We start from the raw sequence: 23738 nt of genomic DNA, 5'->3' as shown, positions 1-23738 counted from the left end.
ATTACAAGCGCCGATCAGCGCTTGAACGCCTTCACTTCAGCTTCACGCAGACGCGGGGCCAGCTTGTCGAGCACACCGTTGACGAACTTGTGGCCGTCGGTGGAACCGAAGACCTTGGCCAGTTCGATACCTTCGTTGATCACAACGCGGTACGGCACATCAACGCGCTCGAGCAGCTCCCAGGTGGACAGGCGCAGAACCGCCAGTTCAACCGGGTCCAGCTCTTCGATGGTGATGTCCAGGCATGGCGCCAGTGCGGCGTCGATCCGGTCCTTCTGTGCCGGAACCCCATGCAGGATTTCACGGAAGTAGGCGCCGTCGACATCGCTGAAATCGTTATCGACCCGGAACTGCGCTTCGATCTCGTTCAGCGACTGCTTGGCCATGTGCCATTGGTACAGCGCCTGAGTCGCGAGCTGACGGGCTTCGCGACGCTTGACGCTTTTCGATGGCTTGCCGGCATCCGCAGGCTTTGGATCGCGCGGGTTGAAACGATCGCTATCGTCGCTAATCACTTGGCCTCCAACTGCGCCAGCAGGCTGACCATTTCCAGAGCGGACAGGGCAGCTTCAGCACCTTTGTTACCGGCCTTGGTGCCGGAACGTTCGATGGCTTGTTCGATGGAATCAACTGTCAGTACGCCGAAAGCGACCGGCACGCCGAACTCCATGGACACCTGGGCCAGGCCCTTGGTGCATTCGCCCGCCACGTATTCGAAGTGCGGAGTACCGCCACGAATGACTGCGCCCAGGGCGATGATTGCCGCGAACTCGCCTTTCTGAGCGACTTTTTGCGCAACCAGCGGGATTTCGAAGGCGCCAGGCGCACGGATGATGGTGATGTCGCTTTCGCTCACGCCATGGCGAACCAGGGCATCAACTGCACCGCTGACCAGGCTTTCAACGACGAAGCTGTTGAAACGGCCCACTACCAAAGCGTAGCGGCCTTTAGGGGCGATGAAGGTACCTTCGATGGTCTTCAGGGTCATTCGTTAGATCTCTTAAAGAGCCGGGACGCGTTTTCTACGCGTCCCTCAGTGATATTTGAACCGCGAATACAGCACCGGAAATTCCGCAATGATGTTCACTTGCAAATCGTTGTGGCGAGGGAGCTTGCTCCCGCTGGGCTGCGTAGCGGCCCCTCTTGTGGGCGCTGCGCACCCAAGCGGGAGCAAGCTCCCTCGCCACAGTAAATCAAACACGCCTTAAGTGAACAATGATGCCAAATCCCGGGTCATTATTCGGAGGGCACGTATTCTACAACTTCCAGATCGAAACCGGATATCGCATTAAATTTCATCGGCGCAGACATCAGGCGCATTTTACGCACGCCCAGGTCGCGAAGGATCTGCGAACCGGCACCGACGATGCTGTAGGTGGTCGGTTTTTTCACCGCGGTGTGGTCGGCGGTTTCACGGATGTGTGCCAGCAACACGTCGCCATCGAGCGGGTGACCGAGCAACAGCACCACGCCGCTGCCAGCCTCGGCAACCGCAGCCATGGCGGCGCGCAGGCTCCAGCGGCCCGGTTGCTTGACCATCAACAGGTCACGCAGCGGGTCCATGTTGTGCACCCGGACCAGCGTCGGCTCTTCGGCACACACGGTGCCCAGGGTCAGCGCCATGTGCACATCGCCTTCCACCGAATCACGATAGGTCACCAGGTTGAACTGGCCCAATTCGCTGTCCAGCGGCTGCTCGGCAATCCGCTGAACGGTACGTTCGTGGATCATCCGGTAGTGAATCAGGTCGGCGATGGTGCCGATCTTGATGTTGTGTTCGGCGGCAAACGCTTCGAGTTCAGCGCGACGGGACATGGTGCCGTCGTCGTTCATCACTTCGCAGATCACACCGCTCGGCTCGAAACCGGCCATGCGCGCCAGGTCGCAGGCTGCTTCAGTGTGGCCGGCGCGGGCCAGGGTGCCACCGGCCTGGGCCATCAGCGGGAAGATATGGCCAGGGCTGACGATGTCTTCAGCCTTGGCGTCTTTGGCGGCAGCGGCTTGCACGGTGCGCGCACGGTCGGCCGCGGAGATACCGGTGGTCACGCCTTCGGCGGCTTCGATGGACACGGTGAACTTGGTGCCGAAGCCGGAACCGTTGCGTGGCGCCATCAACGGCAGCTTGAGCAGTTCGCAGCGCTCGCGGCTCATCGGCATGCAGATCAGGCCACGGGCGTGCTTGGCCATGAAGTTGATGTGCTCAGGCTGGCAGCACTCGGCGGCCATGATCAGGTCGCCTTCGTTCTCGCGGTCTTCGTCATCCATGAGGATGACCATCTTGCCTTGGCGGATGTCTTCAACCAGTTCTTCGATGCTATTGAGCGCCACAAGGCACCCCCCTTCTTTCAAAAATTGAGGTTCAGGAATTGAGGTAGCCGTTCTCGGCCAGAAAGCTTTCGGTAATGTTGCCGGACTTTGCAGGCTCTGCGGCCTTATCGCCCAACAACAGGCGTTCCAGATAACGGGCCAGCAAGTCGACTTCCAGGTTCACCCGGCGACCAGGCTGGTACGACGCCATGATGGTTTCGCTCAGGGTGTGCGGAATGATCGTCAGCAGGAATTCGGCGCCATCGACCGCGTTCACCGTCAGGCTGGTGCCGTCGACGGTGATCGAGCCTTTATGGGCGATGTACTTGGCCAGGTCTTTCGGGGCACGGATGCGAAATTCCACGGCGCGGGCATTGTCGGTGCGGGCAACCACTTCGCCCACGCCATCGACGTGACCGCTGACCAGATGCCCGCCGAGACGGGTGGTCGGGGTCAGGGCTTTTTCCAGATTCACCGGGCTGCCGCTTTTCAAGTCATTCATCGCGGTGCAGTCGAGGGTTTCGCGACTGACGTCCGCCGCAAAGCCATTGCCCGGCAATTCAACCGCGGTCAGGCACACGCCATTGACGGCAATGCTGTCGCCCAGCTTGACGTCGCTCAGGTCGAGCTTGCCGGTTTCTACGTAAACCCGCACATCTCCGCCTTTTGGGGTCAATGCGCGAATACTGCCGATGGATTCGATGATGCCGGTAAACATGGAGTCCTCCTCGAGAACAGAGCCAGCGCTAGAGCAATGGCCGGGAATTATACGCTCGCCAATGGCACAGGAATGGCAGTGACTCGCCAGTCATCGCCAACCGCACGAATTTCGGTGATTTTGAGCTCAGGCGCATCTTTCATCTGCGCCAGTGGCCAGTCCAGTAAGGGACGGGCCGAGGAGCCGAGAAACTTGCCGGCGATGAAGATCTGGAACTCATCCACCAGTCCGAGCTGGGCAAACGCGCCAGCCAGTCGCGGGCCGGCTTCGACCAACACTTCATTGACACCACGGTTGGCGAGCTCGACCAGCAACTGATGCAGATCGACCTGGCCATCATCGCCCGGCACGATCAGGCATTCCGGGCCGTTGGCGTACTGTTCTTCCACCGCGACACACGTGGCGACCAGTGCAGGACCCGCCTTGAAGAACGGTGCATTCAGCGGCACCCGCAGGCGACCGTCGATCAGCACGCGAAGCGGCGGACGGCTCATGGCCAACGCGGTCTGCTCAGCGTCCAGACCCAACTCGTCGGCACGCACAGTTAAACGGGCGTTGTCCGCCAGCACCGTGTCGGCGCCGGTCAGCACCACGCTGGCCTGGGCGCGCAAACGCTGTACCGCCGAACGCGCCGCGGGGCCGGTGATCCACTGGCTCTCGCCGCTTTCCATCGCCGTGCGACCGTCGAGGCTCATCGCCAACTTGACCCGCACGAACGGCAAGCCATGTTCCATGCGTTTGAGGAAGCCTTGATTGAGCGTGCGCGCCTCGCCTTCCAGCACGCCGCTTTCAGTGGCGATACCGGCCTGGGCCAGACGTTGCAGACCGCGACCGGCGACTTCCGGGTTCGGGTCCTGCATCGCCGCAACGACGCGCGCCACACCGGCATTCACCAGCGCATCGGCGCAAGGCGGCGTACGGCCGTGGTGGCTGCAAGGTTCGAGGGTCACGTAAGCCGTGGCGCCCCGCGCCTTGTCGCCAGCGGCGCGCAGGGCATGGACTTCAGCATGGGGCTCGCCGGTGCGCACATGCCAGCCTTCGCCGACAATCTGCCCGTCGCGCACTACCACGCAGCCAACCCGGGGGTTGGGATGCGTCGTGTAATGACCTTTGCGCGCCAGTTCCAGGGCTCGGGCCATGTAATGCGCGTCGAGGATGGCTTGTTCGGAAGAAGTGGTCATTCTTTCACCGGCTCACGGGCGAGGCGATCGATCTCTTCGCGGAACTCGTTGAGGTCCTGGAAGCGTCGGTACACCGAAGCGAAGCGGATATAGGCGACTTCATCAAGCTTCTTCAGCTCGGCCATCACCAGTTCGCCAACCACGAGGGATTTGACCTCGCGTTCGCCGGTGGCGCGCAGCTTGTGTTTGATGTGCACCAGCGACGATTCCAGGCGCTCGACACTCACCGGGCGCTTCTCCAGCGCCCGCTGCATGCCGGCACGGAGTTTTTCTTCGTCGAACGGCTGGCGACTGCCGTCGGTTTTGATCAGGCGCGGCAACACCAGTTCAGCGGTTTCGAACGTCGTGAAACGTTCGCCGCAGGCCAGGCATTCACGCCGGCGGCGCACCTGTTCGCCCTCGGCGACCAGACGCGAGTCGATGACCTTGGTGTCGTTGGCACCGCAGAAGGGACAGTGCATGGTGGCAGGCAACAAAAAATGGGAGGGCCATGGTAGCGCATCCCCGTGGCAAGACAAGCCATAGGGTTTGCGGTATACAGACTGGCTGTCTATGGATTTCGCTTGCTGGAGCCGCCAATGTCTTTACGACCACTCATTTTGCTCAGTCTTTTCAGCCTGTTGGTGGCCTGTGGCAGCGATGCGCCCAAGCCCCAGCCGCCAACGCCCGGCCCTGCACCGCAACAGGCGCAGAAGAAAGCCAAGGCATCGGCCGAGCTCGGTCCGCTGCCGGCTTATCAACGTGAATTGAGCGGCACCCTGCAGGGCGTGCCGGCCGGCGCCGAAGTCGAACTGGCGTTGCTGGTGATCGACGAAAAGGATCGTCCGCAACTATTGCTAGCCAGTTCCAACCTGATCGGCACCAATCAAGTGTTGCCGTTTCGTCTGCGCTTCAACCCTGAATCCTTTCCGGCCGGTGCCCGCGTCGAGCTTCGCGGCCGCGCCAGCCAGTCCGGGCAGTTGATTCTGCATCTGCCGGCGCAAATGATCACACAACCAACTACCCAGGCATTGGGTCCGCTGCAATTCGTCAAAGCGCCATGATTGCACCGCTCGACCTGCAACAAGCGTTAGCTGAACTGCTCGGCGATGCACAGCTTGTAGCCTGTGAGTTACCCGGCACCGAGCTGAAACTCTGGCTGATCGACGGCGACAACATGGACCGTGCCTTCAGCCCGGAAGAAACCCGGCGGATTCTCCACGAGCCGCCGTATTGGAGTTTCTGCTGGGCCAGTGGGCTGGCCGTGGCTCGCTATCTTGCCGAACACCCGCATTGGGTCGAAGGTAAACGGGTGCTGGATTTCGGCGCCGGTTCAGGGGTCGCCGGGATTGCGGCGGTGAAAGCCGGGGCTCTGGAAGTGGTGGCCTGTGACCTGGACCCGCTGGCGATTACCGCGTGTCGGGCGAATGCCGAACTCAATGGCGTGCAACTTAGCTACTCGACAGACTTTTTCGCCGAGGCCGATCGGTTTGATCTGATTCTGGTGGCCGATGTGTTGTACGACCGGGCAAATCTGCCCTTGCTCGACGAGTTTCTCAGCCGTGGCCGGGAAGCGTTGGTGGCGGATTCGCGCGTGAGGGATTTTCGCCATCCGTTGTATCGGCGCATCGAAATGCTGGAGGCAATGACCTTGCCGGATCTGGCCGAGCCTGAAGAGTTTCGGCATGTGAGTCTTTACCACGCCACCCGGACATGATCGTTCCCACGCTCTGCGTGGGAACGATCAGTACTCTGACTTCCGGCCACCCCCCACCAAGCCTTATAGTGACCACATCCACGCTTTTACGAGATCCCCCATGAGTCAGCAAACGCCGTACATTTTCGACGCCACGACTGCCGATTTCGACCAGTCGGTGATCGAGAACTCTTTTCACAAACCGGTGCTGGTGGATTTCTGGGCCGAATGGTGTGCGCCGTGCAAGGCCTTGATGCCGATGCTGCAAACCATCGCCGAGAGCTATCAGGGCGAGTTGCTGCTGGCCAAGGTCAATTGCGACATCGAGCAGGACATTGTTGCGCGCTTCGGCATTCGCAGCCTGCCAACGGTGGTGCTGTTCAAGGACGGTCAACCGGTGGACGGCTTTGCCGGTGCGCAACCGGAATCGGCTGTGCGCACGATGCTCGAACCCCACGTGCAAATGCCGCCGCCCGCTGCTGCCGACCCGTTCGAACAGGCTCAGGCGCTGTTTGATGATGGCCGCTACGCCGACGCCGAAGCCACGCTCAAAGTGCTGCTGGCAGAAGACAACACCAACGCCAAGGCGCTGATTCTCTACGCCCGCTGCCTCACCGAGCGCGGCGAGCTGGGTGAAGCGCAAATCGTGCTCGACGCGGTCAAGACCGATGAGCACAAGGCCGCACTGGCCGGCGCCAAGGCGCAGATCCAGTTCCTCGGTCAGGCCAGGGATTTGCCGGATGCGGCAGACCTGAAAGCCCGTCTGGCGAAAAATCCGCAGGACGATGAGGCGGTCTATCAACTGGCGATCCAGCAACTGGCCCGTCAGCAATACGACGCGGCGCTGGATGCCTTGCTGAAGCTGTTCATCCGCAATCGCAGCTACAGCGAAGGCTTGCCGCACAAGACCTTGCTGCAAGTGTTCGAACTGCTGGGCAACGATCACCCGCTGGTAACCACGTACCGTCGCAAGTTGTTTGCTGCGCTTTATTAAAATCAAAAGATCGCAGCCCGCGGCAGCGCCTACGCAGGCTTGATCCAGCTGTACAGCGGCGTATCCCCGCCGCTCACCACTTTGACGTCGGCGCAGTGGCGCAAGCGCACCAACAAGCGTTTGCCCGCCGCGGCACTGCCGGTCAGCCCTTCCAGCTGCTCCAGCAAATCCGGCCCACTCAATTGCCCGGCCTTGTGCAGCAACTCTTGGGCGATCTGCCACAGCGCATCGTCCTGATTCACCGGTTTGGCGGGCGTAGCACTCCCCTCGGGTTTTGCTGTCTGCAACTGCGCACCAAGCTGCGCCCAGTCGCCCTCATCCAGTTCCAGCGTCAAATCCACCGGCCAGTCGCCGATGCTTCCACGTATTCGCAACATTAGTCCGCTCCTGCACATACCTGACTCGCATGCTCCCATGGGTCTTGCGCAACGCCAAGCAGACGGTCAAACTCTCGGCACTTTCGTTATAAGATTACATAACAAATTTTTCATTTTACTTATCGGAGACCCGTCATGCGCCGTTTGCTGCTCGCTTTGCCGTTTGCCTTGTTGCCGCTGGCTGTCGCCCAAGCGGCTGTCGAGCATGATCACGATCATGATGAACACGGCAGCCTCAGCGCCCACGAACATGGCGTCGGTCGCCTGAACGCGGCGCTGGATGGCCAGACTCTGGAGCTGGAGCTGGAGAGCCCGGCGATGAACCTGGTGGGCTTCGAACACGCCGCCACCACCGACGCCGACAAGACCAAAGTCGCCGCCGTCCGCGCGCAGCTGGAAAAACCGCTGGCGCTGTTCAACCTGCCGAAAGCCGCCGGTTGCGTGGTCGCGACTCAGGAACTGGAAAGCCCGTTGTTCGGTGACAAACCGGATGCCGACGACCACGATGAAGATGATCACGAGGCGGCCAAGGACGGTCACGAACATCACCATGACCACAGCGAAATCCACGCCCATTACCAATTCAGCTGCTCGGCCCCAGGCGCGCTGAAGACCCTCGATCTGGCGAATATCTTCAACACATTCCCGGCCACCCAGAAAATTCAGGTACAACTGATCAGCCCGAGCGGACAGCAAGGGGTTGAAGTGACGGCCAAAACCGCCGCCCTGAAATTCTGATCCGACACCGCTCCCACAGGGTTCACCACCAACCTGACCGGTTTCACATGACCCAAGCACTCATCGAACTGTCCGACCTGGGCTTCAGTTGGCCCGGTCATCCGCCGCTGCTGGACATCCCCGCGTTTCGCCTCATGCCAGGTGAAACCCTGTTCCTCAAAGGCCCCAGCGGCAGCGGCAAGACCACCCTGCTCGGCCTGCTCGGTGGCGTGCAAAAGCCTGATCACGGCAGCATTCGCCTGCTCGGCCAGGAGCTGACCGAACTCTCCGCCGGGGCTCGCGACCACTTTCGCGTCGATCACACCGGCTACATCTTTCAGCAGTTCAACTTGCTGCCTTTTCTCTCGGTGCGCGAGAACGTTGAGCTGCCCTGCCACTTCTCCAAGCTGCGTGCCGAACGGGCGATCCAGCGCCACGGCAGCGTCGATCAAGCCGCGGCCACCCTCCTCGCCCACTTGGGCCTGATGGATGAAAACATCCTCAGCCGTCGCGCCGATTCGCTGTCCATCGGCCAGCAGCAACGGGTCGCCGCCGCGCGTGCGTTGATTGGTCAGCCGGAACTGGTGATCGCCGACGAACCGACCTCGGCGCTGGACTACGACGCCCGCGAAAACTTCATTCGCCTGCTGTTCGCCGAATGCCGCGAAGCCGGATCGAGCCTGTTGTTTGTCAGCCATGACCAGAGCCTCGCGCCGCTGTTCGATCGCCACCTGTCGCTGGCCGATCTCAATCGCGCCGCCACCCCGTCCGAGGTTTGAGATGTATTTGTTTCGTCTAGCCATGGCCAGCCTGGCTAACCGTCGCTTCACCGCGATCCTTACCGCGTTCGCCATCGCCCTGTCGGTCTGCCTGTTGCTGGCGGTGGAGCGGGTGCGCACCGAGGCCAAGGCCAGTTTCGCCAGTACCATCAGCGGCACCGACCTGATCGTCGGCGCGCGCTCCGGCTCGGTGAACCTGCTGTTGTATTCGGTGTTCCGCATCGGCAACGCCACCAATAACATCCGCTGGGACAGCTTCGAACATTTCGCCAACAACCCGAAAGTGAAGTGGGCGATCCCGATGTCCCTCGGTGATTCCCATCGCGGTTATCGGGTGATGGGTACCACCGAGGCATACTTCGAGCATTACCAGTATGGCCATCAACAACACCTGGAACTGGCCGGTGGCCGCGCCTTCGCCAGCGATCCGTTCGAAGTGGTGCTCGGTGCCGAAGTGGCCGAGGCGTTGCATTACAAACTCGACGACAAACTGGTGTTGGCCCATGGCGTGGCGGCGATCAGCCTGGTCAAGCACGACGACAAACCGTTCACCGTGGTCGGCATTCTCAAGCGCACCGGCACCCCGGTTGACCGCACGCTGCACATCAGCCTCGGCGGGATGGAAGCGATCCACATCGACTGGCACAACGGCGTGCCAGCGCGCGGTAACGGCCGAATCAGTGCCGACCAGGCGCGCAACATGGACCTGACGCCGCAAGCGATCACCGCGTTCATGCTCGGCCTCAACAGCAAGATTTCGACGTTTGCGCTGCAACGGGAGATCAACGAATTCCGTGGCGAACCGATGCTGGCGATCCTCCCGGGTGTGGCATTGCAGGAGCTGTGGAGCTTGATGAGCACGGCGGAAAAAGCCTTGTTTGTCGTCTCGCTATTCGTGGTGCTCACCGGGTTGATCGGCATGCTCACGGCGATCCTCACCAGCCTCAATGAGCGGCGCCGCGAGATGGCGATTCTGCGCTCGGTCGGCGCGCGGCCGTGGCACATCGCGACCTTGTTGGTGCTGGAAGCCTTTGCCCTGGCGTTGTCCGGAGTGACTGCCGGTGTGGCGCTGCTGTATGTGTGCATCGCTGTGGCGCAGGGGTACGTGCAGGCGAATTATGGCTTGTACTTGCCGCTGGCCTGGCCGAGCGAATATGAATGGACGCTGCTCGGTGGCATCCTGATCGCCGCGCTGCTGATGGGCAGCGTGCCGGCCTGGCGTGCTTATCGCCAATCCTTGGCCGATGGCCTGTCGATCCGCCTGTGAGGACGTTGAAGATGCCCCGTGCTGTGCTTGCGCTGTTGATGCTGGTTGCCCTTCCGCTGTGGGCAGCCGAGCCGAAAGACCTGACCTGGTCGGAAATGATCCCGCCGGATGCGGCGCCAGAAGTGCCGAACATGACGCCGCTGCATGACCTGTCGAAGATGAGCGATGCGTTGGCCGCGGAGTCGGCCCCAGCCGCCAAACAGGACATGCCAAACGCGCCGGTGGTGAAGAGCCTCGATGGCCAGAACATTCGTCTGCCGGGGTACATCGTGCCGCTGGAAGTCAGTGAAGAAGGCCGTACCACGGAGTTTCTGCTGGTGCCGTATTTCGGCGCCTGCATCCACGTACCGCCTCCACCGTCGAACCAGATCGTGCATGTCAAAAGCGAAGTCGGCGTGAAGCTGGATGAGCTGTATCAGCCGTACTGGATCGAGGGTGCGTTGCAGGTCAAGGCGTCCACCAGCGAGTTGGCGGATGCCGGGTATCAGATGGAGGCGGACAAGATTTATGTGTATGAATTGCCGGAGTGAATCCGGTGGTTATGTGTCGCCGACAAGATAGCCATCGCGGGCAAGCCCGCTCCCACAGTGTTCTCTGTTGTTCACAAATATTGCATTCACAGAAGATCCCTGTGGGAGCGGGCTTGCCCGCGATGAGGCCCTCAAAAACGCCACAAAAACCAGGCCATCACTGTTTCATTGAGCTGAATCAAAAGACCATATCAGTTGCATCCCTACCATTGGACATCGACCATTTTTAACGTCCTTTGGAGCCCCCATGCACAAGTTCGCGCTCTGCGCTTCGCTGTTCGCCCTCGCGCTCACAGCCCCGCTCGCCCATGCTCATACCGCCGGTGACATCATCGTTCGGGCCGGTGCGATCACCGTCAACCCGGAAGCCGACAGCTCCAGCGTGAAGGTCGATCAAGGCCCGCTGAAGGGTGCCGATCTGGGTGGCAAAGCCACCATGAGCAGCGACACGCAACTGGGCCTGAACTTCGCCTACATGATCACCAATAACCTGGGGATCGAATTGCTCGCGGCCTCGCCGTTCGAGCATGACGTGAAGCTCAAAGGCACCGCCCTCGGCGCCGCCAACGGCAAACTCGGCACCCTGAAACACCTGCCGCCAACCCTGAGCCTGGTCTACTACCCACTGGACGCCAAGTCCGCGTTCCAGCCTTACATCGGCGGCGGTATCAACTACACCTGGATCTACGACGAGCACGTCGGCAGCGACGCCGCCGCCAACGGCTTCAGCAACTTCAAGGCGGAAAACTCCTGGGGCCTGGCCTGGCAGGTCGGTGCCGATTACATGCTGACCGACAACGTGATGATCAACGCCCAGGTGCGCTACATTGACATCGACACCACCGCGACCGTCGAAAACAACGCCGTCGCGCCGGGCACCCGGGCCAAGGTCGACGTTGATGTGGACCCGTTCATTTACATGGTTGGTTTGGGTTACAAGTTTTAAGAAACACTTGCCCGGCTTTTGTGGCGAGGGAGCTTGCTCCCGCTGGGCTGCGAAGCAGACCCAATAATGATGGCGACTGCTGCGCAGTCGAACGGGAGCAAGCTCCCTCGCCACGGTTATTGCATCGGTCACAAAAAAAAGGCGCCTTCAAAGGCGCCTTTTTTGTGGCTGTGCAAAACCTCAGTGCCCCAGCAACCGCGCCAGGCCGACGCTCATCGGTGTCTGCTGCGGGTAGGTAAACCGCTCCAGCAAACGTCGGTTATTCGCGCGTGAATGGCGGATGTCACCGGAACGTGCCGGGCCATAGCTCACGGGCGGCAGCTTACCCACCACCGCTTCAAGGGCTTCAAGCATTTGCTTGAGGCTGGTGGCCTGATTCCAGCCGACATTGACCGCACCGACTTCGACCTGTGGCTTCACTATGGCTTGCACCAGCACGTCCACCAGGTCCTCGACATAGACAAAATCCCGAGTCTGCTCGCCATCGCCGAACACAGTAATCGGCAAGCCTTTCTGCGCGCGCTCGCTGAAAATGCTGATCACCCCGGAATACGGCGAGGACGGATCCTGTCGCGGGCCGAAGATGTTGAAGAAACGGAAAACCACCGGTTCCAGACCGTGCTGGCGACGATAGAAATCGAAGTAATGCTCGCTCGCCAACTTGTCCGCCGCGTACGGCGTCAACGGTGCCTTGGGCGTGTCTTCGTCGATCGATTCACCTTCACCGTTGTTGCCATAAACCGCGGCGCTGGATGCAAACAGCACCCGTTTGACGCCGGCTTGACGCATGGCTTCGCAGACATTCAGCGAGCCGATGAAGTTGCTCTGGTGAGTCTTCACCGGATCGTCCACCGAGGCCTGCACCGAGGCCACCGCGGCCAGATGCGCCACAGCGCTGCAACCGACCATCGCCTGCGCCACCAGCGCGGCATCGGCGACGTCGCCCACGATCAGTTCGACGAGAGGATTGTCCAGCGGCAAGTTGCTGCGTTTGCCGGTAGAGAGGTCATCGAGAATGCGCACCGAATGGCCTTTGGCAAGCAAGGCGTCGGTCAGGTGCGAACCGATGAAACCGGCACCGCCGGTGATTAAAACAGGGCTGTCAGCCATGGCGATAAAACCTATCCAGTAAGCCCGGGAGTGCCGCACGCCAGGCGCGAGGCTTGATCCCGAAAGTGTGCAGAATTTTCTTGCAGGCCAGCACCGCGTGTTGCGGTTCTTCGGCGGCGTCGGGCCGCGCAGCATGAGCCTGGGCCGTCGGCGCTTCGATGGCCAGCGGGTGCAGGGCGCGTGCTTCGGTAAGAATCGCCTGCCCCAATGCCAGCGGCGTGGTCGCCTCATGCCCGGCGTAGTGGTAAGTGCCCCACAGCGGCGCAGAGCAATCGAGTTGCTTGAGCACCGAAATGATCACCCGGGCGGCATCGTCCACCGGCGTCGGATTCCCCCGACGATCATCAGCCATCAGCAGTTCTTCAGCTTTCTCGGCCCGGGCCAGGAATCGCCCGAGGGTGCCGTCGGGGCTGTCGTCGAGCAGCCAGCCGAAACGCAGCAACACATGCTGCGGACAGGTTGCGCGTACGCTTTGCTCGATTCGCCACAAGGCCTGACCGCGCAGGCCCAGCGGTACCGGTTCGTCTTTTTCGCTGTAGGCGGTCGCCCGGGAGCCATCGAACACGCGATAACTCGACGGTTGCAGCAGCACAATGTTGTGATGCTGGCACAGCTCGGCCAGCCGCTCGATTGCTCGCTCCTGCCCGGCCAGACGCTGCTCGCTGACGGTTTCCGCCTGGAACCAGTCAAAGTAATAGGCGAGATTGATCAACGCATCCGGACGGGTATCGTCGAGCAGTTGCGTCAGGCTCGCGGCGTCCCAGCCGTCTTGCGGTGGGCGGGGGGCGAGGAAACCGATATCTTCCTCCGCACCGAGGCGAATCAGCGCCTGCCCAAGGGCATTTCCGCCGCCCAGTAACATAAGGCGCATTCGCATAGAGTCAGCAGGCCCAGTCTGATTGGAACGATGGCTTTATCGACAGCGCCCGCAGGCGATGTCCTCAATAATTGCCGGAATCGTTGCATTTTGCGGGTTTAGTGCGCAACCGTCATCCGTAAAGTGTAGTTCCCGGGGATTTGTGGTGCAGCTACTGGCCTCAGGATCAACACAGAGCCTGAGCGGTACTTGCAACTTCCCGCCCCCACCCGCATAAATTGGCTCATGAACCTGCCCATCCCCGCAGACAGCGCTCTGAACGGTTTCCACCCCGCCGTCAGCGCCTGGTTCAGCAATACCTTCGCGACGGCCACCGCCGCCCAGGCCCGGGCGTGGCCGTTGATACGCCAGCGCCGTTCGACCCTGATCGCCGCGCCCACCGGCTCCGGCAAGACCCTCACCGCGTTTCTGGCCGTGCTCGACGATCTGGTCCATCGTGGCCTGGAGAGCCCGGATGGCCTGCCGGATGAAACCCTGGTGGTCTACGTTTCGCCACTCAAGGCGCTGTCCAACGATATCCAGATCAACCTGCAAAACCCGCTGGCCGGCATCACCGAACAGTTGCGCGTGATGGGCCTGCCCGACGTGCCGATCAGCACCGCCGTGCGCACCGGCGATACGCCGCAAAAAGAGCGCTCGGCCATGCGCAAAACCGCGCCGCACATTCTGGTGACCACCCCGGAATCCCTTTACGTGCTGCTCGGCTCCGACTCCGGCCGGCAAATGCTCGGCACCATCCACACGGTGATCGTCGACGAAATCCATGCCATTGCCGCCAGCAAACGTGGCAGTCACCTGGCCCTGAGCCTGGAGCGATTGCAGGCGCTTTGCGCGCAACCGCTGGTGCGTATCGGCCTGTCCGCCACGCAAAAACCCATCGAAGCGGTGTCGCGCTTTCTGGTCGGCCGTGATCGCGACTGCGACATCATCGACATCGGCCACGCCCGCCCACGGGATCTCGATATAGAGGTGCCACCCGTGCCGTTGTCGGCGGTGATGGCCAATGACGTCTGGGAACTGGTCTATGACCGACTCGCCGCCCTCGCCCGTGAACACCGGACCACGCTGATTTTCGTCAACACCCGGCGCCTGGCCGAACGCCTGAGTCGCCACTTGAGCGAACGCCTCGGCAAGGACGCGGTTGCCGCCCACCATGGCAGCCTGGCCAAAGAGTTTCGTCTCGATGCCGAGCAACGGCTCAAGCGCGGCGAACTGCAAGTGCTGATCGCCACCGCTTCGCTGGAATTGGGGATCGATATCGGCGACGTCGACCTGGTGTGCCAGATCGCTTCGCCACGCTCGATTGCCGGGTTTCTGCAACGGGTCGGCCGCTCCGGGCACCAGGTCGGCGGCACGCCCAAGGGCCGTTTGTTTGCCACCACCCGCGACGACCTGATCGAATGCGCCGCCCTGCTCGATTGCGTACGCCGTGGTGAGCTCGACACGCTGCAAATCCCCGAGGCGCCGCTGGACGTGCTGGCCCAGCAGATCATCGCCGAGGTCAGCTGCCAGGAATGGCAGGAGCAGGCGCTGCTGGAGATGCTGCGCAACGCCTCGCCCTACGCCACGCTCGACGAAAAGCACTATCAGGCACTGCTGCAGATGCTCGCCGAGGGCTACAACGGGCGCCAGGGGATTCGCAGCGCTTACCTGCACCGGGACGCCGTAAGCCGCACCCTGCGGGGCCGTCGAGGCGCCAAGCTGACCGCCGTGACCAGCGGCGGGACGATTCCGGACAACGCCGACTACAGCGTTTTGCTGGAGCCTCAAGGGCTGAACATCGGCAGCGTCAACGAAGACTTCGCGGTGGAAAGCATCGCCGGGGATATCTTTCAGTTGGGCAATACGTCGTATCGGATCCTGCGGGTCGAAACCGGCAAGGTCCGGGTCGAAGACGCCCAGGGTCAGCCGCCGAGCATTCCGTTCTGGCTCGGTGAAGCACCGGGTCGCAGTGATGAACTGTCGTTCGCCGTGGCTCGCCTGCAAGCGCAACTCGATGAGCGACTCGGCGCCACGCCCGGCGACTTGCAACCGGCCGTCGACTGGCTGACCGACACCCTCGGTTTGAACCTCGCCAGCGCCGAGCAGTTGGTCGATTACCTGGCCCGGGCGCGCCAGACCCTCGGCGCCTTGCCATCGCAAGACACGCTGCTGATGGAGCGGTTTTTCGACGAGTCCGGCGGTACGCAGCTGATCATCCACTCACCGTTCGGCAGCCGCATCAACCGCGCCTGGGGCCTGGCCCTGCGCAAGCGTTTTTGCCGCACCTTCAACTTCGAATTACAGGCCGCCGCCAGCGAGGACGCCATCGTGCTGTCGCTGTCCACCGGCCACAGCTTCGAGCTGGAGGACGTGTGGCGTTATCTGCACAGCAACAGTGCCGAACATACCTTGATTCAAGCGGTACTCGAGGCGCCGCTGTTCGGCGTGCGCTGGCGCTGGAATGCCGGGGTCGCCCTCGCGCTGCCGCGCTACAGCGGCGGCCGCAAAGTGCCGCCGCAGATCCAGCGGATGAAAAGCGAAGACCTGATCGCCAGCGTGTTTCCCGATCAGATCGCTTGTGTGGAAAACCTCGCCGGTGAGCGCGAGATTCCTGACCATCCGCTGGTGGAACAAACCCTCGACGATTGCCTGCACGAGGCCATGGACAGCGAGGGCTGGCTGGCGTTGTTGCGGCGCATGGAACAGGGCGACATTCGCCTGATCAGCCGCGATCTGCCAGCGCCTTCGCCACTGGCGGCGGAAATCCTCAGCGCCCGCCCCTACACCTTCCTCGACGATGCGCCGCTGGAAGAGCGTCGCACTCAGGCAGTGCTCAACCGCCGCTGGAGTGATCCGCAATCTACCGATGATCTCGGTGCGCTGGACGCTGAGGCGATTACCGCCGTGCGTGATGAAGCCTGGCCAACGCCCACCGGCATTGATGAAATGCATGAAGCGCTGATGAGCCTGGCGTGCATTACCGAGGCCGAAGCCCAGGCCAATCCGAATTGGCTCGAGTGGCTGAACACCTTGGCCGACAGTGGCCGGGCGAGCCGTTTGCAAATCAATACCGAACAATCGCTATGGCTCGCGCTGGAACGACTGACCTGTCTGCGGGCCATTTATCCACAGGCCAAATTGATCCCTGCGTTGGAGGCATTGCCCGGTTTCGATGAAACCTGGGAGCCGGACGAAGCGGTGCTGGAAGTGATCCGCGCGCGGCTCAGCGCATTTGGTCCGTTACCGCTGAAGGCGATTGCCGAACCGCTTGGATTACCGGCGACTCAAGTCACTCAAGCCCTGGCGCAACTGGAGCGCGAAGGTTATGTGCTGCGTGGGCAATTCACCCCAGGCGCCCCTGATGAAGAATGGTGCGAACGGCATTTGCTGGCGCGGATTCATCGCTACACAGTCAAGCGGCTGCGAGGGGAAATCGAGCCGGTAGCGCTGCAGGATTTCATGCGTTTTCTGTTCGACTGGCAGCACCTGTCTGCCGCGAGCCAAGGCCAGGGCAGCGCAGTGTTGCCGGCGATCATCAGCCAGTTCGAAGGCTACCCCGCCGCCGCTTCGGCGTGGGACAGCGACATTCTGCCGGCGCGGCTCAAAGACTATTCAGCGAGTTGGCTGGATGATTTGTGCCGCAGCGGAAAACTGATCTGGACCCGTCTCACCGCGCGCAACAAGAGCACTAGCACGGCATTGCGCAGCACGCCGATTCTGCTGCTGCCGCGCAGTCAGGTCGGGTTGTGGAGCGGCTTGACCGAACAGACGCCGGCCAGCGAACTGTCGCCCAAAACACAAAAAGTCCATGAAGCGCTCAGCCAGCATGGCGCACTGTTTTTCGATGAGCTGATTCACGAAGCCCATCTGCTTCGCTCGGAACTGGAAATTGCCTTGCAGGAACTGGTCGGCGCCGGGCTGGTAAACGCCGACAGCTTCGCCGGGCTGCGGGCGCTGATCACGCCGGCCAGCAAACGCCAGAATCGCAGCAGCCGACGCGGACGTGGAGCGTTTGTCGGCGGCATGGACGATGCCGGGCGCTGGGCGTTGCTGCGCCGCGGTGCTGTCGCGCCGGTTGTGGATAAGCAGCGACCCGCGCCCACACCCAATGAAACCCTGGAACACATCGCCATGACCTTGCTGCGCCGTTACGGCGTGGTGTTCTGGCGCTTGCTGGAACGTGAGGCGGATTGGTTGCCGAGTTGGCGGGAATTGCTGCGCACGTTCCATCGGCTCGAGGCTCGGGGTGAGATCCGTGGCGGGCGGTTTGTCAGTGGCTTGGCCGGTGAACAATTTGCGCTGCCCGAGGCGATTCCGTTATTGCGCGAAGTCAGGCGGCGACCGCACGACGGGAGTCTGATCGCGGTGTGCGGGGTGGATCCGCTGAACCTTGCCGGTACCCTGTTGCCAGGCGCGAAAGTGCCGGCGCTGGCGAGCAATCGACTGGTGTATCGCGACGGCATACCGGCCGCCGCCGAGATCGCCGGCAAGCAGCAGTTCTGGCTGGAGCTGGATCAGCAATCGACTACAGAAGTACGCAACACACTGATCCGCCACTCCCCCCTGTAGGATCGCCGCACCGCTCGCAGGGGTTGTGTTGTCATTGGACACAATCCTCTGTGGCGAGGGAGCTTGCTCCCGCTGGGGTGCGAAGCGCCCCCAAAACCTGTAAACCAATTTCTCCCGGATGCACCGCGCTGTATGGCTTTGCGACTGCTCCGCAGCCGAACGGGAGCAAGCTCCCTCGCCACAAGGTTTAATACCAGCCGTGAGATATTTGACCTGCACGCAAATATCAAATGCCCATCTCTGTATTTTTCCGCACGACCCAAACCCCGACACTGCGCTCCATCAATCAATCCCACCGGAGTTGCAGCCATGCCCATTGCCTTGCTCGCGCTGACCCTCAGCGCTTTCGCCATCGGGACGACGGAATTCGTCATCGTCGGCCTGTTACCCACCATCGGCGCCGACCTCGGTGTCAGCCTGCCGTCCGCTGGCCTGCTGGTCAGCCTTTATGCTCTCGGTGTGGCCATTGGCGCGCCGGTGCTGACCGCCCTCACCGGCAAAGTCCCACGTAAATTGCTGCTGTTGTCGTTGATGGTGCTGTTCACGCTCGGCAACTTGTTGGCCTGGAAAGCCCCAAGCTACGAGTCGCTGATCATTGCGCGGATCGTCACGGGCCTGGCTCATGGGGTGTTTTTCTCGATCGGCTCGATCATCGCCACCAGCCTGGTGCCGAAGGAAAAAGCCGCCAGCGCGATTGCCATCATGTTCACCGGCCTGACCGTGGCGCTGGTCACCGGTGTGCCGTTGGGGACGTTTATCGGTCAACATTTTGGCTGGCGTGAAACCTTTCTCGCCGTGTCTGCATTGGGTGTGATCGCCTTTATCGGCAGCCTGCTCTACGTGCCGAAAAACATCGCCCACAGCAAACCGGCTTCGCTGTTGCAGCAATTGCAGGTGCTCAAGCAGCCGCGCTTGCTGTTGGTGTATGCCATGACGGCGGTTGGTTACGGCGGCTCGTTCATTGCCTTCACCTTTCTGGCGCCGATTCTTCAGGACATTTCCGGCTTCAGCGCCAGCACCGTCAGCCTGGTGCTGCTGGTCTATGGCATCTCGGTAGCCGTCGGCAACATCTGGGGCGGCAAACTGGCGGACAAGCGCGGGCCGATCAGTGCCTTGAAAATCATCTTCGCCCTGCTCGCCGCCGTGCTGTTCGTGCTGACCTTCACTGCCGGCAATCCATGGCTGGCACTGGCCACCGTGCTGGTTTGGGGTGCGGTGGCCTTCGGCAACGTGCCGGGCTTGCAGGTGTATGTGGTGCGTCAGGCCGAACATCACACCCCGAATGCAGTGGACGTGGCTTCGGGCCTGAACATTGCGGCGTTCAACCTCGGCATTGCCGGTGGGGCGTGGGGCGGTGGTTTGATCGTGGCGCACATGGGTCTGATTCATACCGCGTGGATCGGCGGCCTGGTGGTCTTGGTCGCACTGGCACTGACCGCCTGGAGTGGTCGCCTTGATCGGTTGGGTCCGGTGTATGCCGAACCGGCTGAGGGTTCGGCCCGTATGGCCACCGGTCACTGACGGACCCTGTGGGAGCGGGCTTGCTCGCGAAAGCGGTGTGTCATGCACCATTGATGTCGACTGGCACATCGCTTTCGCGAGCAAGCCCGCTTGTGTCTTGATGGTTTTTGCGTTTGACCGTCCGTACCCCCGTCGAAACTTTCTCGCACACCCGGCAGTCATCAAAAGACAGGGCTGTCCGAGGACGGGAGGCGACATGGCGGCGATTCATATTGGTATTTCAGGCTGGCGCTACACGCCTTGGCGGGGGGAGTTCTACCCGAAGGGGCTGACCCAGAAGCGCGAATTGCAATTCGCTTCACGGGCAGTGAACAGCATCGAAATCAATGGATCGTTCTACGCCCTGCAACGGCCCGAACGTTATGCCCAGTGGTACGACGAAACCCCGACGGGCTTCGTGTTCAGCGTCAAGGCGCCGCGTTTTATCACCCACATCAAGCGCTTGCGGGAGATTCATAAGCCGCTGGCGAATTTCTTTGCCTCCGGGGTGCTGGAACTCAGGGAAAAACTCGGCCCGATCCTCTGGCAGTTTCCACCCAACTTTAAATTCGACCCGGAATTGTTCAAAAGCTTTCTCGAACAATTACCCCACGACACGGAACAGGCCGCTGCCCTCGCCCGCCAGCATGAGCCGCGCTTGAATGGTCACGCCAGCATGAAGGCCTACGGCAAAAAGCCGCTGCGCCATGCCGTGGAAATTCGCCACGAAAGTTTCGTCGACCCCGCCTTTGTCCGCCTGCTCAAACGCTACAACACCGCGCTGGTCATCGCTGACACCGCCGGTAAATGGCCGTATCGCGAAGACATCACCAGTGATTTTGTCTATCTGCGCCTGCACGGTGCCGAAGAACTCTACGCCAGCGGTTATACCCCACAAGCGTTGAAACGCTGGGGCGACCGGATCGAGGCCTGGTACCACGGACAGCAACCGGCAGATCCGCAATTGATCGCACCCCGGCAAAAACCCAAGACACGCAGATCCCGGGAAGTGTTCTGTTATTTCGATAACGACATCAAAGTCCGGGCGCCCTTCGATGCCCGCCGCTTGCTTGAGCGTTTACATCTCGACAAAGACCTTGCCACCGTCCCTGGTGAGCCAGTTGCCGAAGGAGTGCTGCCATGAGCGTTCCCGAACCGGTCGGCACAACGGATGAACAGCAACCCATCATCAGTGCCGTGAGCCGCTTTACCGTGCTGACGGTCAACACGCACAAGGGTTTCACCGCGCTGAACCGGCGCTTCATCCTGCCCGAGTTGCGCGAAGCGGTACGTAGCGTGTCCGCCGATGTGGTGTTTTTGCAGGAGGTCCATGGCACCCACGAACATCATCCACAGCGCTACCTCAATTGGCCGGCAATGCCCCAGTACGAATTCCTTGCCGATACCCTGTGGCCGCAATTTGCTTATGGGCGCAACGCGGTCTACCCGGCGGGCGATCACGGCAATGCGCTGTTGTCGAAATTCCAGATCATTCGCCACGACAACCTGGACGTTTCCATCCACGGCCATGAGAACCGTGGAATCCTGCATTGCGTGCTGCGGATGCCCGGCGATGGCCGGGAAGTGCATGCCATTTGCGTCCATCTGGGGCTTCGCGAAAGTCACCGGACGGCACAACTTAAGCTGCTGAGCCAACGTATGGAAGAGTTGCCGGAGGATGCCCCGGTGGTCGTCGCCGGCGACTTCAACGACTGGCGCCAGCGCGCCGATGCGCTGCTCAAGCCCTGCGGTTTGCGTGAAGTGTTCGCTGAGCTGCATGGCAAACCGGCGCGTAGTTTCCCGGCGCGTTTGCCGGCGTTGCGCCTGGACCGCATCTACGTGCGCAACCTCAAGGCCAGCCATCCGAAAGTACTGGCGGTACGGCCCTGGTCCCACCTTTCCGACCATGCACCGCTATCGGTGGAGATCGAGCTATGACCGGCCCATTGATGGAAAAAACCACGATCGAACAGGTTTCCACACCTCCGCCCGTGCGTGAGCCGGTGGTCGTTGGCGTCGAATACGGCTGGCACGGTAATAACCGCGTCGAATTGCTGGAGAACGGCGAGGAATACTTTCCACGGGTGTTTGAAGCGCTGCGCCAGGCCCAGAGTGAAATCCTGCTGGAGACCTTCATTGTGTTCGAGGACAAGGTCGGCAATGAGCTTCAAAAAATCCTGATTGAAGCGGCTCAACGCGGTGTGCGTATCACCGTCAGCCTCGACGGTTTTGGCTGTGGCGAATTGAGTACGGAGTTCCTCGCCGCCTTGAGCAATGCAGGTGTGCGCCTGCAAATATTCGATCCCGCCCCGCGTCACTTCGGCATCCGCACCAACTGGTTCCGCCGCCTGCACCGCAAGATTGTGGTGGTCGACGGGACGATTGCATTCCTCGGCGGAATCAACTTTTCCGCCGACCATTTGGCCGACTTCGGCCCCGAGGCCAAACAGGATTATTCGGTTGAAGTGCAAGGCCCGGCGGTGGCTGATATTCATCATTTCGCCTTGCTGCAAAGTGGTCGCCCGGCCCGGGCCAAGTACTGGTGGCGACGCCGCAGACAGAGGCGCGCGGAACTGGCGGTCAGCGATCATGATGGCCAGGTACGGCTGGTGTATCGCGACAATGGCGAACACCCGGGCGATATCGAAGAGGAGTACTTGCAGGTCGTGCGCAATGCCCGGCATCGCGTGGTCATCGCCAATGCCTACTTCTTTCCAGGCTATCGGCTGCTGCGGGAGATCCGCAACGCGGCGCGCCGAGGGGTCGAGGTTCGCCTGATTCTTCAGGGGCAGCCGGATTTGCGGGTGGCCAGACTCGCCGCACGCATGACCTACGATTACCTGCTGCGGGCCGGGGTAGCGATTTACGAATATTGCGACCGCCCGTTGCATGGCAAAGTCGCCCTGGTCGACGAGGACTGGAGCACCGTCGGCTCAAGTAACCTCGACCCGCTGAGCCTGTCCCTGAACCTGGAAGCCAACGTGTTGATCCGCGACCGTGCCTTCAACCGCGACCTGTTCGAGCGTCTCGATGAGTTGAGCAGCAACCACTGCAAGGTCATGTCGACGGACAAGGCGCCTCGCGGGCGGATCTGGCACATGACCATCGGTTTTCTGGTGTTTCACGTCCTGCGGCATTTCCCGGCGTGGGCCGGTTGGCTGCCGGCGCATAAACCGCGCCTGAAACCCTTCATCCATCCGACCGGGAGTGATAAGGCATGAGTCATTCTGATGCGCAGCCTGCCCCTCACTCCGACACACCGCGAAAATCCCACTGGCACCGCTGGAAAAAGCCTCTGACGATGCTGTTTTTTCTGGCGTTGATCGTGCTGTTCACGATGCTCGCCCAACGTATCGAATGGGGCGAAGTGTTCGATACCCTGGCCGACTTCAAAGTGCGCACACTGATCATCGCGTCCGGGGTAACACTGATGAGTTTTCTGGTGTACGCCTGTTTCGACCTGATCGGCCGCACCTATATTCGGCAGGACCTGACCTGGCGGCAGATCCTCCCGGTGGGGATCATCAGCTATGCCTTCAACCTTAACCTGAGCGCCTGGGTCGGCGGGGTCGCCATGCGTTATCGGCTGTATTCGCGGCTCGGCGTGAGCAAAAGCAACATCGCGAAAATCCTCGGGCTGAGCCTGGCAACCAACTGGTTCGGCTACATGGTGATTGCCGGCACCGTGTTCAGCAGCGGACTGGTGCGAATGCCCCCGGGCTGGAAACTGAGCAGCGGCGCCCTGCAGGGCGTGGGCGTGTTGTTGCTGCTGTTGAGTGCGGGGTATCTGGCGGCCTGTCAGTTTTCCAGGCGCCGGGAATGGTCGATTCGCGGCGTGGAAATCAACCTGCCATCGCTGCACATGGCGGTCCTGCAACTGGCCCTCGGCGCGCTGAACTGGTCGCTGATGGCGGCGGTGATCTTCACCCTGCTACCTAGCAAACTGGACTATCCATTGGTGCTTGGCGTGTTGCTGATCAGCGCCATTGCCGGGGTCATCACTCACATTCCGGCCGGGCTTGGTGTGCTGGAGGCGGTGTTCGTGGCGTTGCTGCAACACGAGGCCTCACGAGGAAGTCTGGTGGCGGGGTTGCTCGCTTATCGGGCGATCTATTTCCTCCTGCCACTGCTGATTACCGTGGTGATGTACCTGGTGGTGGAGGCTAAGGCGAAGTCGTTGCGGATTTCGAAAAAACCTTCTTGAGCAAC

General features: G+C 61.3%; 23 protein-coding genes. 14 read left to right on the top strand and 9 right to left on the bottom strand.

What is annotated here, in order from left to right; genetic code table 11:
- Window positions 1-14 precede the first annotated feature (14 nt).
- The 6 genes from nusB to nrdR form a co-directional block, all read right to left on the bottom strand.
- Window positions 15-515, bottom strand: a complete 501-nt coding sequence (nusB, locus tag PSH88_RS03605; RefSeq protein WP_038981348.1) for a transcription antitermination factor NusB — start codon at window positions 513-515, stop codon at window positions 15-17.
- Entirely contained in the window at window positions 512-988 is a 477-nt protein-coding gene (ribH, locus tag PSH88_RS03600) for a 6,7-dimethyl-8-ribityllumazine synthase (RefSeq protein ID WP_003228649.1), read from the bottom strand. Before ribH ends, nusB begins: the two co-directional genes overlap by 4 nt.
- Before the next feature lie 248 nt (window positions 989-1236).
- Window positions 1237-2328: a bifunctional 3,4-dihydroxy-2-butanone-4-phosphate synthase/GTP cyclohydrolase II gene (ribBA, locus tag PSH88_RS03595; protein ID WP_052967077.1), complete on the bottom strand. Its 1092-nt coding sequence runs from the start codon at window positions 2326-2328 to the stop codon at window positions 1237-1239.
- Window positions 2329-2359: 31 nt separating this feature from the next.
- Complete coding sequence (locus PSH88_RS03590; RefSeq protein ID WP_305424950.1) at window positions 2360-3025, bottom strand: riboflavin synthase; 666 nt, start codon at window positions 3023-3025, stop codon at window positions 2360-2362.
- A 47-nt stretch (window positions 3026-3072) separates the two neighbouring features.
- A complete protein-coding gene (ribD, locus tag PSH88_RS03585; protein ID WP_305424948.1) occupies window positions 3073-4206 on the bottom strand; it encodes a bifunctional diaminohydroxyphosphoribosylaminopyrimidine deaminase/5-amino-6-(5-phosphoribosylamino)uracil reductase RibD in 1134 nt (377 codons plus the stop codon).
- Window positions 4203-4667, bottom strand: coding sequence for a transcriptional regulator NrdR (gene nrdR / locus PSH88_RS03580; RefSeq protein ID WP_007906838.1), 465 nt, complete (start codon window positions 4665-4667; stop codon window positions 4203-4205). Before nrdR ends, ribD begins: the two co-directional genes overlap by 4 nt.
- Before the next feature lie 117 nt (window positions 4668-4784).
- On the opposite strand from nrdR, the gene PSH88_RS03575 reads away from it, so the two are divergent.
- The 3 genes from PSH88_RS03575 to trxA all read left to right on the top strand — a co-directional run bounded on the left by PSH88_RS03575 (window position 4785) and on the right by trxA (window position 6875).
- Complete coding sequence (locus tag PSH88_RS03575) at window positions 4785-5249, top strand: YbaY family lipoprotein (RefSeq protein WP_305424946.1); 465 nt, start codon at window positions 4785-4787, stop codon at window positions 5247-5249.
- Window positions 5246-5902, top strand: a complete 657-nt coding sequence (locus PSH88_RS03570) for a class I SAM-dependent methyltransferase (protein ID WP_305424945.1) — start codon at window positions 5246-5248, stop codon at window positions 5900-5902. Before PSH88_RS03575 ends, PSH88_RS03570 begins: the two co-directional genes overlap by 4 nt.
- Before the next feature lie 100 nt (window positions 5903-6002).
- Entirely contained in the window at window positions 6003-6875 is an 873-nt protein-coding gene (gene trxA, locus PSH88_RS03565) for a thioredoxin (protein WP_305424944.1), read from the top strand.
- 29 nt (window positions 6876-6904) lie between these two features.
- Here trxA and PSH88_RS03560 read toward each other — a convergent pair whose 3' ends face one another.
- On the bottom strand, window positions 6905-7252 hold the full coding sequence (locus PSH88_RS03560) for a hypothetical protein (RefSeq protein WP_305424943.1): 348 nt from the start codon (window positions 7250-7252) through the stop codon (window positions 6905-6907).
- Between the two features lie 135 nt (window positions 7253-7387).
- Here PSH88_RS03560 and PSH88_RS03555 point away from each other — a divergent pair, with 135 nt between their 5' ends.
- The 5 genes from PSH88_RS03555 to PSH88_RS03535 all read left to right on the top strand — a co-directional run bounded on the left by PSH88_RS03555 (window position 7388) and on the right by PSH88_RS03535 (window position 11491).
- Entirely contained in the window at window positions 7388-7990 is a 603-nt protein-coding gene (locus PSH88_RS03555) for a DUF2796 domain-containing protein (protein ID WP_305424942.1), read from the top strand.
- Between the two features lie 47 nt (window positions 7991-8037).
- A complete protein-coding gene (locus tag PSH88_RS03550) occupies window positions 8038-8748 on the top strand; it encodes an ABC transporter ATP-binding protein (RefSeq protein WP_305424940.1) in 711 nt (236 codons plus the stop codon).
- 1 nt (window position 8749) lies between these two features.
- Window positions 8750-10015: an ABC transporter permease gene (locus PSH88_RS03545; RefSeq protein ID WP_305424939.1), complete on the top strand. Its 1266-nt coding sequence runs from the start codon at window positions 8750-8752 to the stop codon at window positions 10013-10015.
- Window positions 10016-10026: 11 nt separating this feature from the next.
- Entirely contained in the window at window positions 10027-10545 is a 519-nt protein-coding gene (locus PSH88_RS03540; protein ID WP_305424937.1) for a DUF3299 domain-containing protein, read from the top strand.
- Between the two features lie 247 nt (window positions 10546-10792).
- A complete protein-coding gene (locus PSH88_RS03535) occupies window positions 10793-11491 on the top strand; it encodes an OmpW/AlkL family protein (protein ID WP_305424936.1) in 699 nt (232 codons plus the stop codon).
- 180 nt (window positions 11492-11671) lie between these two features.
- Here the strand turns inward: PSH88_RS03535 and PSH88_RS03530 are convergent, their stop codons facing one another.
- Window positions 11672-12601: an NAD-dependent epimerase/dehydratase family protein gene (locus PSH88_RS03530; RefSeq protein WP_305424935.1), complete on the bottom strand. Its 930-nt coding sequence runs from the start codon at window positions 12599-12601 to the stop codon at window positions 11672-11674.
- On the bottom strand, window positions 12594-13478 hold the full coding sequence (locus PSH88_RS03525) for a sugar nucleotide-binding protein (RefSeq protein WP_218398890.1): 885 nt from the start codon (window positions 13476-13478) through the stop codon (window positions 12594-12596). Before PSH88_RS03525 ends, PSH88_RS03530 begins: the two co-directional genes overlap by 8 nt.
- A gap of 225 nt (window positions 13479-13703) precedes the next feature.
- On the opposite strand from PSH88_RS03525, the gene PSH88_RS03520 reads away from it, so the two are divergent.
- From PSH88_RS03520 to PSH88_RS03495, 6 genes are all read left to right on the top strand, one after another.
- On the top strand, window positions 13704-18029 hold the full coding sequence (locus tag PSH88_RS03520) for an Lhr family helicase (RefSeq protein ID WP_305424933.1): 4326 nt from the start codon (window positions 13704-13706) through the stop codon (window positions 18027-18029).
- A 309-nt stretch (window positions 18030-18338) separates the two neighbouring features.
- Window positions 18339-19550 carry an MFS transporter gene (locus PSH88_RS03515; protein ID WP_305424932.1) on the top strand — a complete coding sequence of 404 codons (1212 nt, stop codon included), beginning with the start codon at window positions 18339-18341 and terminating at the stop codon, window positions 19548-19550.
- 196 nt (window positions 19551-19746) lie between these two features.
- Window positions 19747-20673, top strand: a complete 927-nt coding sequence (locus PSH88_RS03510; protein ID WP_305424931.1) for a DUF72 domain-containing protein — start codon at window positions 19747-19749, stop codon at window positions 20671-20673.
- Window positions 20670-21467 carry an endonuclease/exonuclease/phosphatase family protein gene (locus tag PSH88_RS03505; RefSeq protein ID WP_305424930.1) on the top strand — a complete coding sequence of 266 codons (798 nt, stop codon included), beginning with the start codon at window positions 20670-20672 and terminating at the stop codon, window positions 21465-21467. Before PSH88_RS03510 ends, PSH88_RS03505 begins: the two co-directional genes overlap by 4 nt.
- A complete protein-coding gene (gene clsB, locus PSH88_RS03500; protein ID WP_305483468.1) occupies window positions 21464-22750 on the top strand; it encodes a cardiolipin synthase ClsB in 1287 nt (428 codons plus the stop codon). The genes PSH88_RS03505 and clsB overlap by 4 nt, the downstream gene beginning before the upstream one ends.
- The gene (locus PSH88_RS03495) at window positions 22747-23733 is read left to right on the top strand and encodes a lysylphosphatidylglycerol synthase domain-containing protein (RefSeq protein WP_305424929.1); all 987 of its coding nucleotides are present in this window, start codon (window positions 22747-22749) and stop codon (window positions 23731-23733) included. Before clsB ends, PSH88_RS03495 begins: the two co-directional genes overlap by 4 nt.
- Window positions 23734-23738 lie beyond the last annotated feature (5 nt).

The organism is Pseudomonas wuhanensis, assembly GCF_030687395.1.
In the GTDB taxonomy this organism is placed as follows: domain Bacteria; phylum Pseudomonadota; class Gammaproteobacteria; order Pseudomonadales; family Pseudomonadaceae; genus Aquipseudomonas; species Aquipseudomonas wuhanensis.
This window is presented reverse-complemented; position numbering and strand designations above follow the sequence as displayed.

What these genes read in the sequence shown, in the direction of transcription:
- ribH (WP_003228649.1), bottom strand. Translation starts at nt 988, where the DNA reads ATGACCCTGAAGACCATCGAAGGTACCTTCATCGCCCCTAAAGGCCGC.
- PSH88_RS03590 (WP_305424950.1), bottom strand. Translation starts at nt 3,025, where the DNA reads ATGTTTACCGGCATCATCGAATCCATCGGCAGTATTCGCGCATTGACC.
- ribD (WP_305424948.1), bottom strand. Translation starts at nt 4,206, where the DNA reads ATGACCACTTCTTCCGAACAAGCCATCCTCGACGCGCATTACATGGCC.
- nrdR (WP_007906838.1), bottom strand. Translation starts at nt 4,667, where the DNA reads ATGCACTGTCCCTTCTGCGGTGCCAACGACACCAAGGTCATCGACTCG.
- PSH88_RS03575 (WP_305424946.1), top strand. Translation starts at nt 4,785, where the DNA reads ATGTCTTTACGACCACTCATTTTGCTCAGTCTTTTCAGCCTGTTGGTG.
- PSH88_RS03570 (WP_305424945.1), top strand. Translation starts at nt 5,246, where the DNA reads ATGATTGCACCGCTCGACCTGCAACAAGCGTTAGCTGAACTGCTCGGC.
- trxA (WP_305424944.1), top strand. Translation starts at nt 6,003, where the DNA reads ATGAGTCAGCAAACGCCGTACATTTTCGACGCCACGACTGCCGATTTC.
- PSH88_RS03560 (WP_305424943.1), bottom strand. Translation starts at nt 7,252, where the DNA reads ATGTTGCGAATACGTGGAAGCATCGGCGACTGGCCGGTGGATTTGACG.
- PSH88_RS03555 (WP_305424942.1), top strand. Translation starts at nt 7,388, where the DNA reads ATGCGCCGTTTGCTGCTCGCTTTGCCGTTTGCCTTGTTGCCGCTGGCT.
- PSH88_RS03550 (WP_305424940.1), top strand. Translation starts at nt 8,038, where the DNA reads ATGACCCAAGCACTCATCGAACTGTCCGACCTGGGCTTCAGTTGGCCC.
- PSH88_RS03545 (WP_305424939.1), top strand. Translation starts at nt 8,750, where the DNA reads ATGTATTTGTTTCGTCTAGCCATGGCCAGCCTGGCTAACCGTCGCTTC.
- PSH88_RS03540 (WP_305424937.1), top strand. Translation starts at nt 10,027, where the DNA reads ATGCCCCGTGCTGTGCTTGCGCTGTTGATGCTGGTTGCCCTTCCGCTG.
- PSH88_RS03535 (WP_305424936.1), top strand. Translation starts at nt 10,793, where the DNA reads ATGCACAAGTTCGCGCTCTGCGCTTCGCTGTTCGCCCTCGCGCTCACA.
- PSH88_RS03530 (WP_305424935.1), bottom strand. Translation starts at nt 12,601, where the DNA reads ATGGCTGACAGCCCTGTTTTAATCACCGGCGGTGCCGGTTTCATCGGT.
- PSH88_RS03525 (WP_218398890.1), bottom strand. Translation starts at nt 13,478, where the DNA reads ATGCGAATGCGCCTTATGTTACTGGGCGGCGGAAATGCCCTTGGGCAG.
- PSH88_RS03520 (WP_305424933.1), top strand. Translation starts at nt 13,704, where the DNA reads ATGAACCTGCCCATCCCCGCAGACAGCGCTCTGAACGGTTTCCACCCC.
- PSH88_RS03515 (WP_305424932.1), top strand. Translation starts at nt 18,339, where the DNA reads ATGCCCATTGCCTTGCTCGCGCTGACCCTCAGCGCTTTCGCCATCGGG.
- PSH88_RS03510 (WP_305424931.1), top strand. Translation starts at nt 19,747, where the DNA reads ATGGCGGCGATTCATATTGGTATTTCAGGCTGGCGCTACACGCCTTGG.
- PSH88_RS03505 (WP_305424930.1), top strand. Translation starts at nt 20,670, where the DNA reads ATGAGCGTTCCCGAACCGGTCGGCACAACGGATGAACAGCAACCCATC.
- clsB (WP_305483468.1), top strand. Translation starts at nt 21,464, where the DNA reads ATGACCGGCCCATTGATGGAAAAAACCACGATCGAACAGGTTTCCACA.
- PSH88_RS03495 (WP_305424929.1), top strand. Translation starts at nt 22,747, where the DNA reads ATGAGTCATTCTGATGCGCAGCCTGCCCCTCACTCCGACACACCGCGA.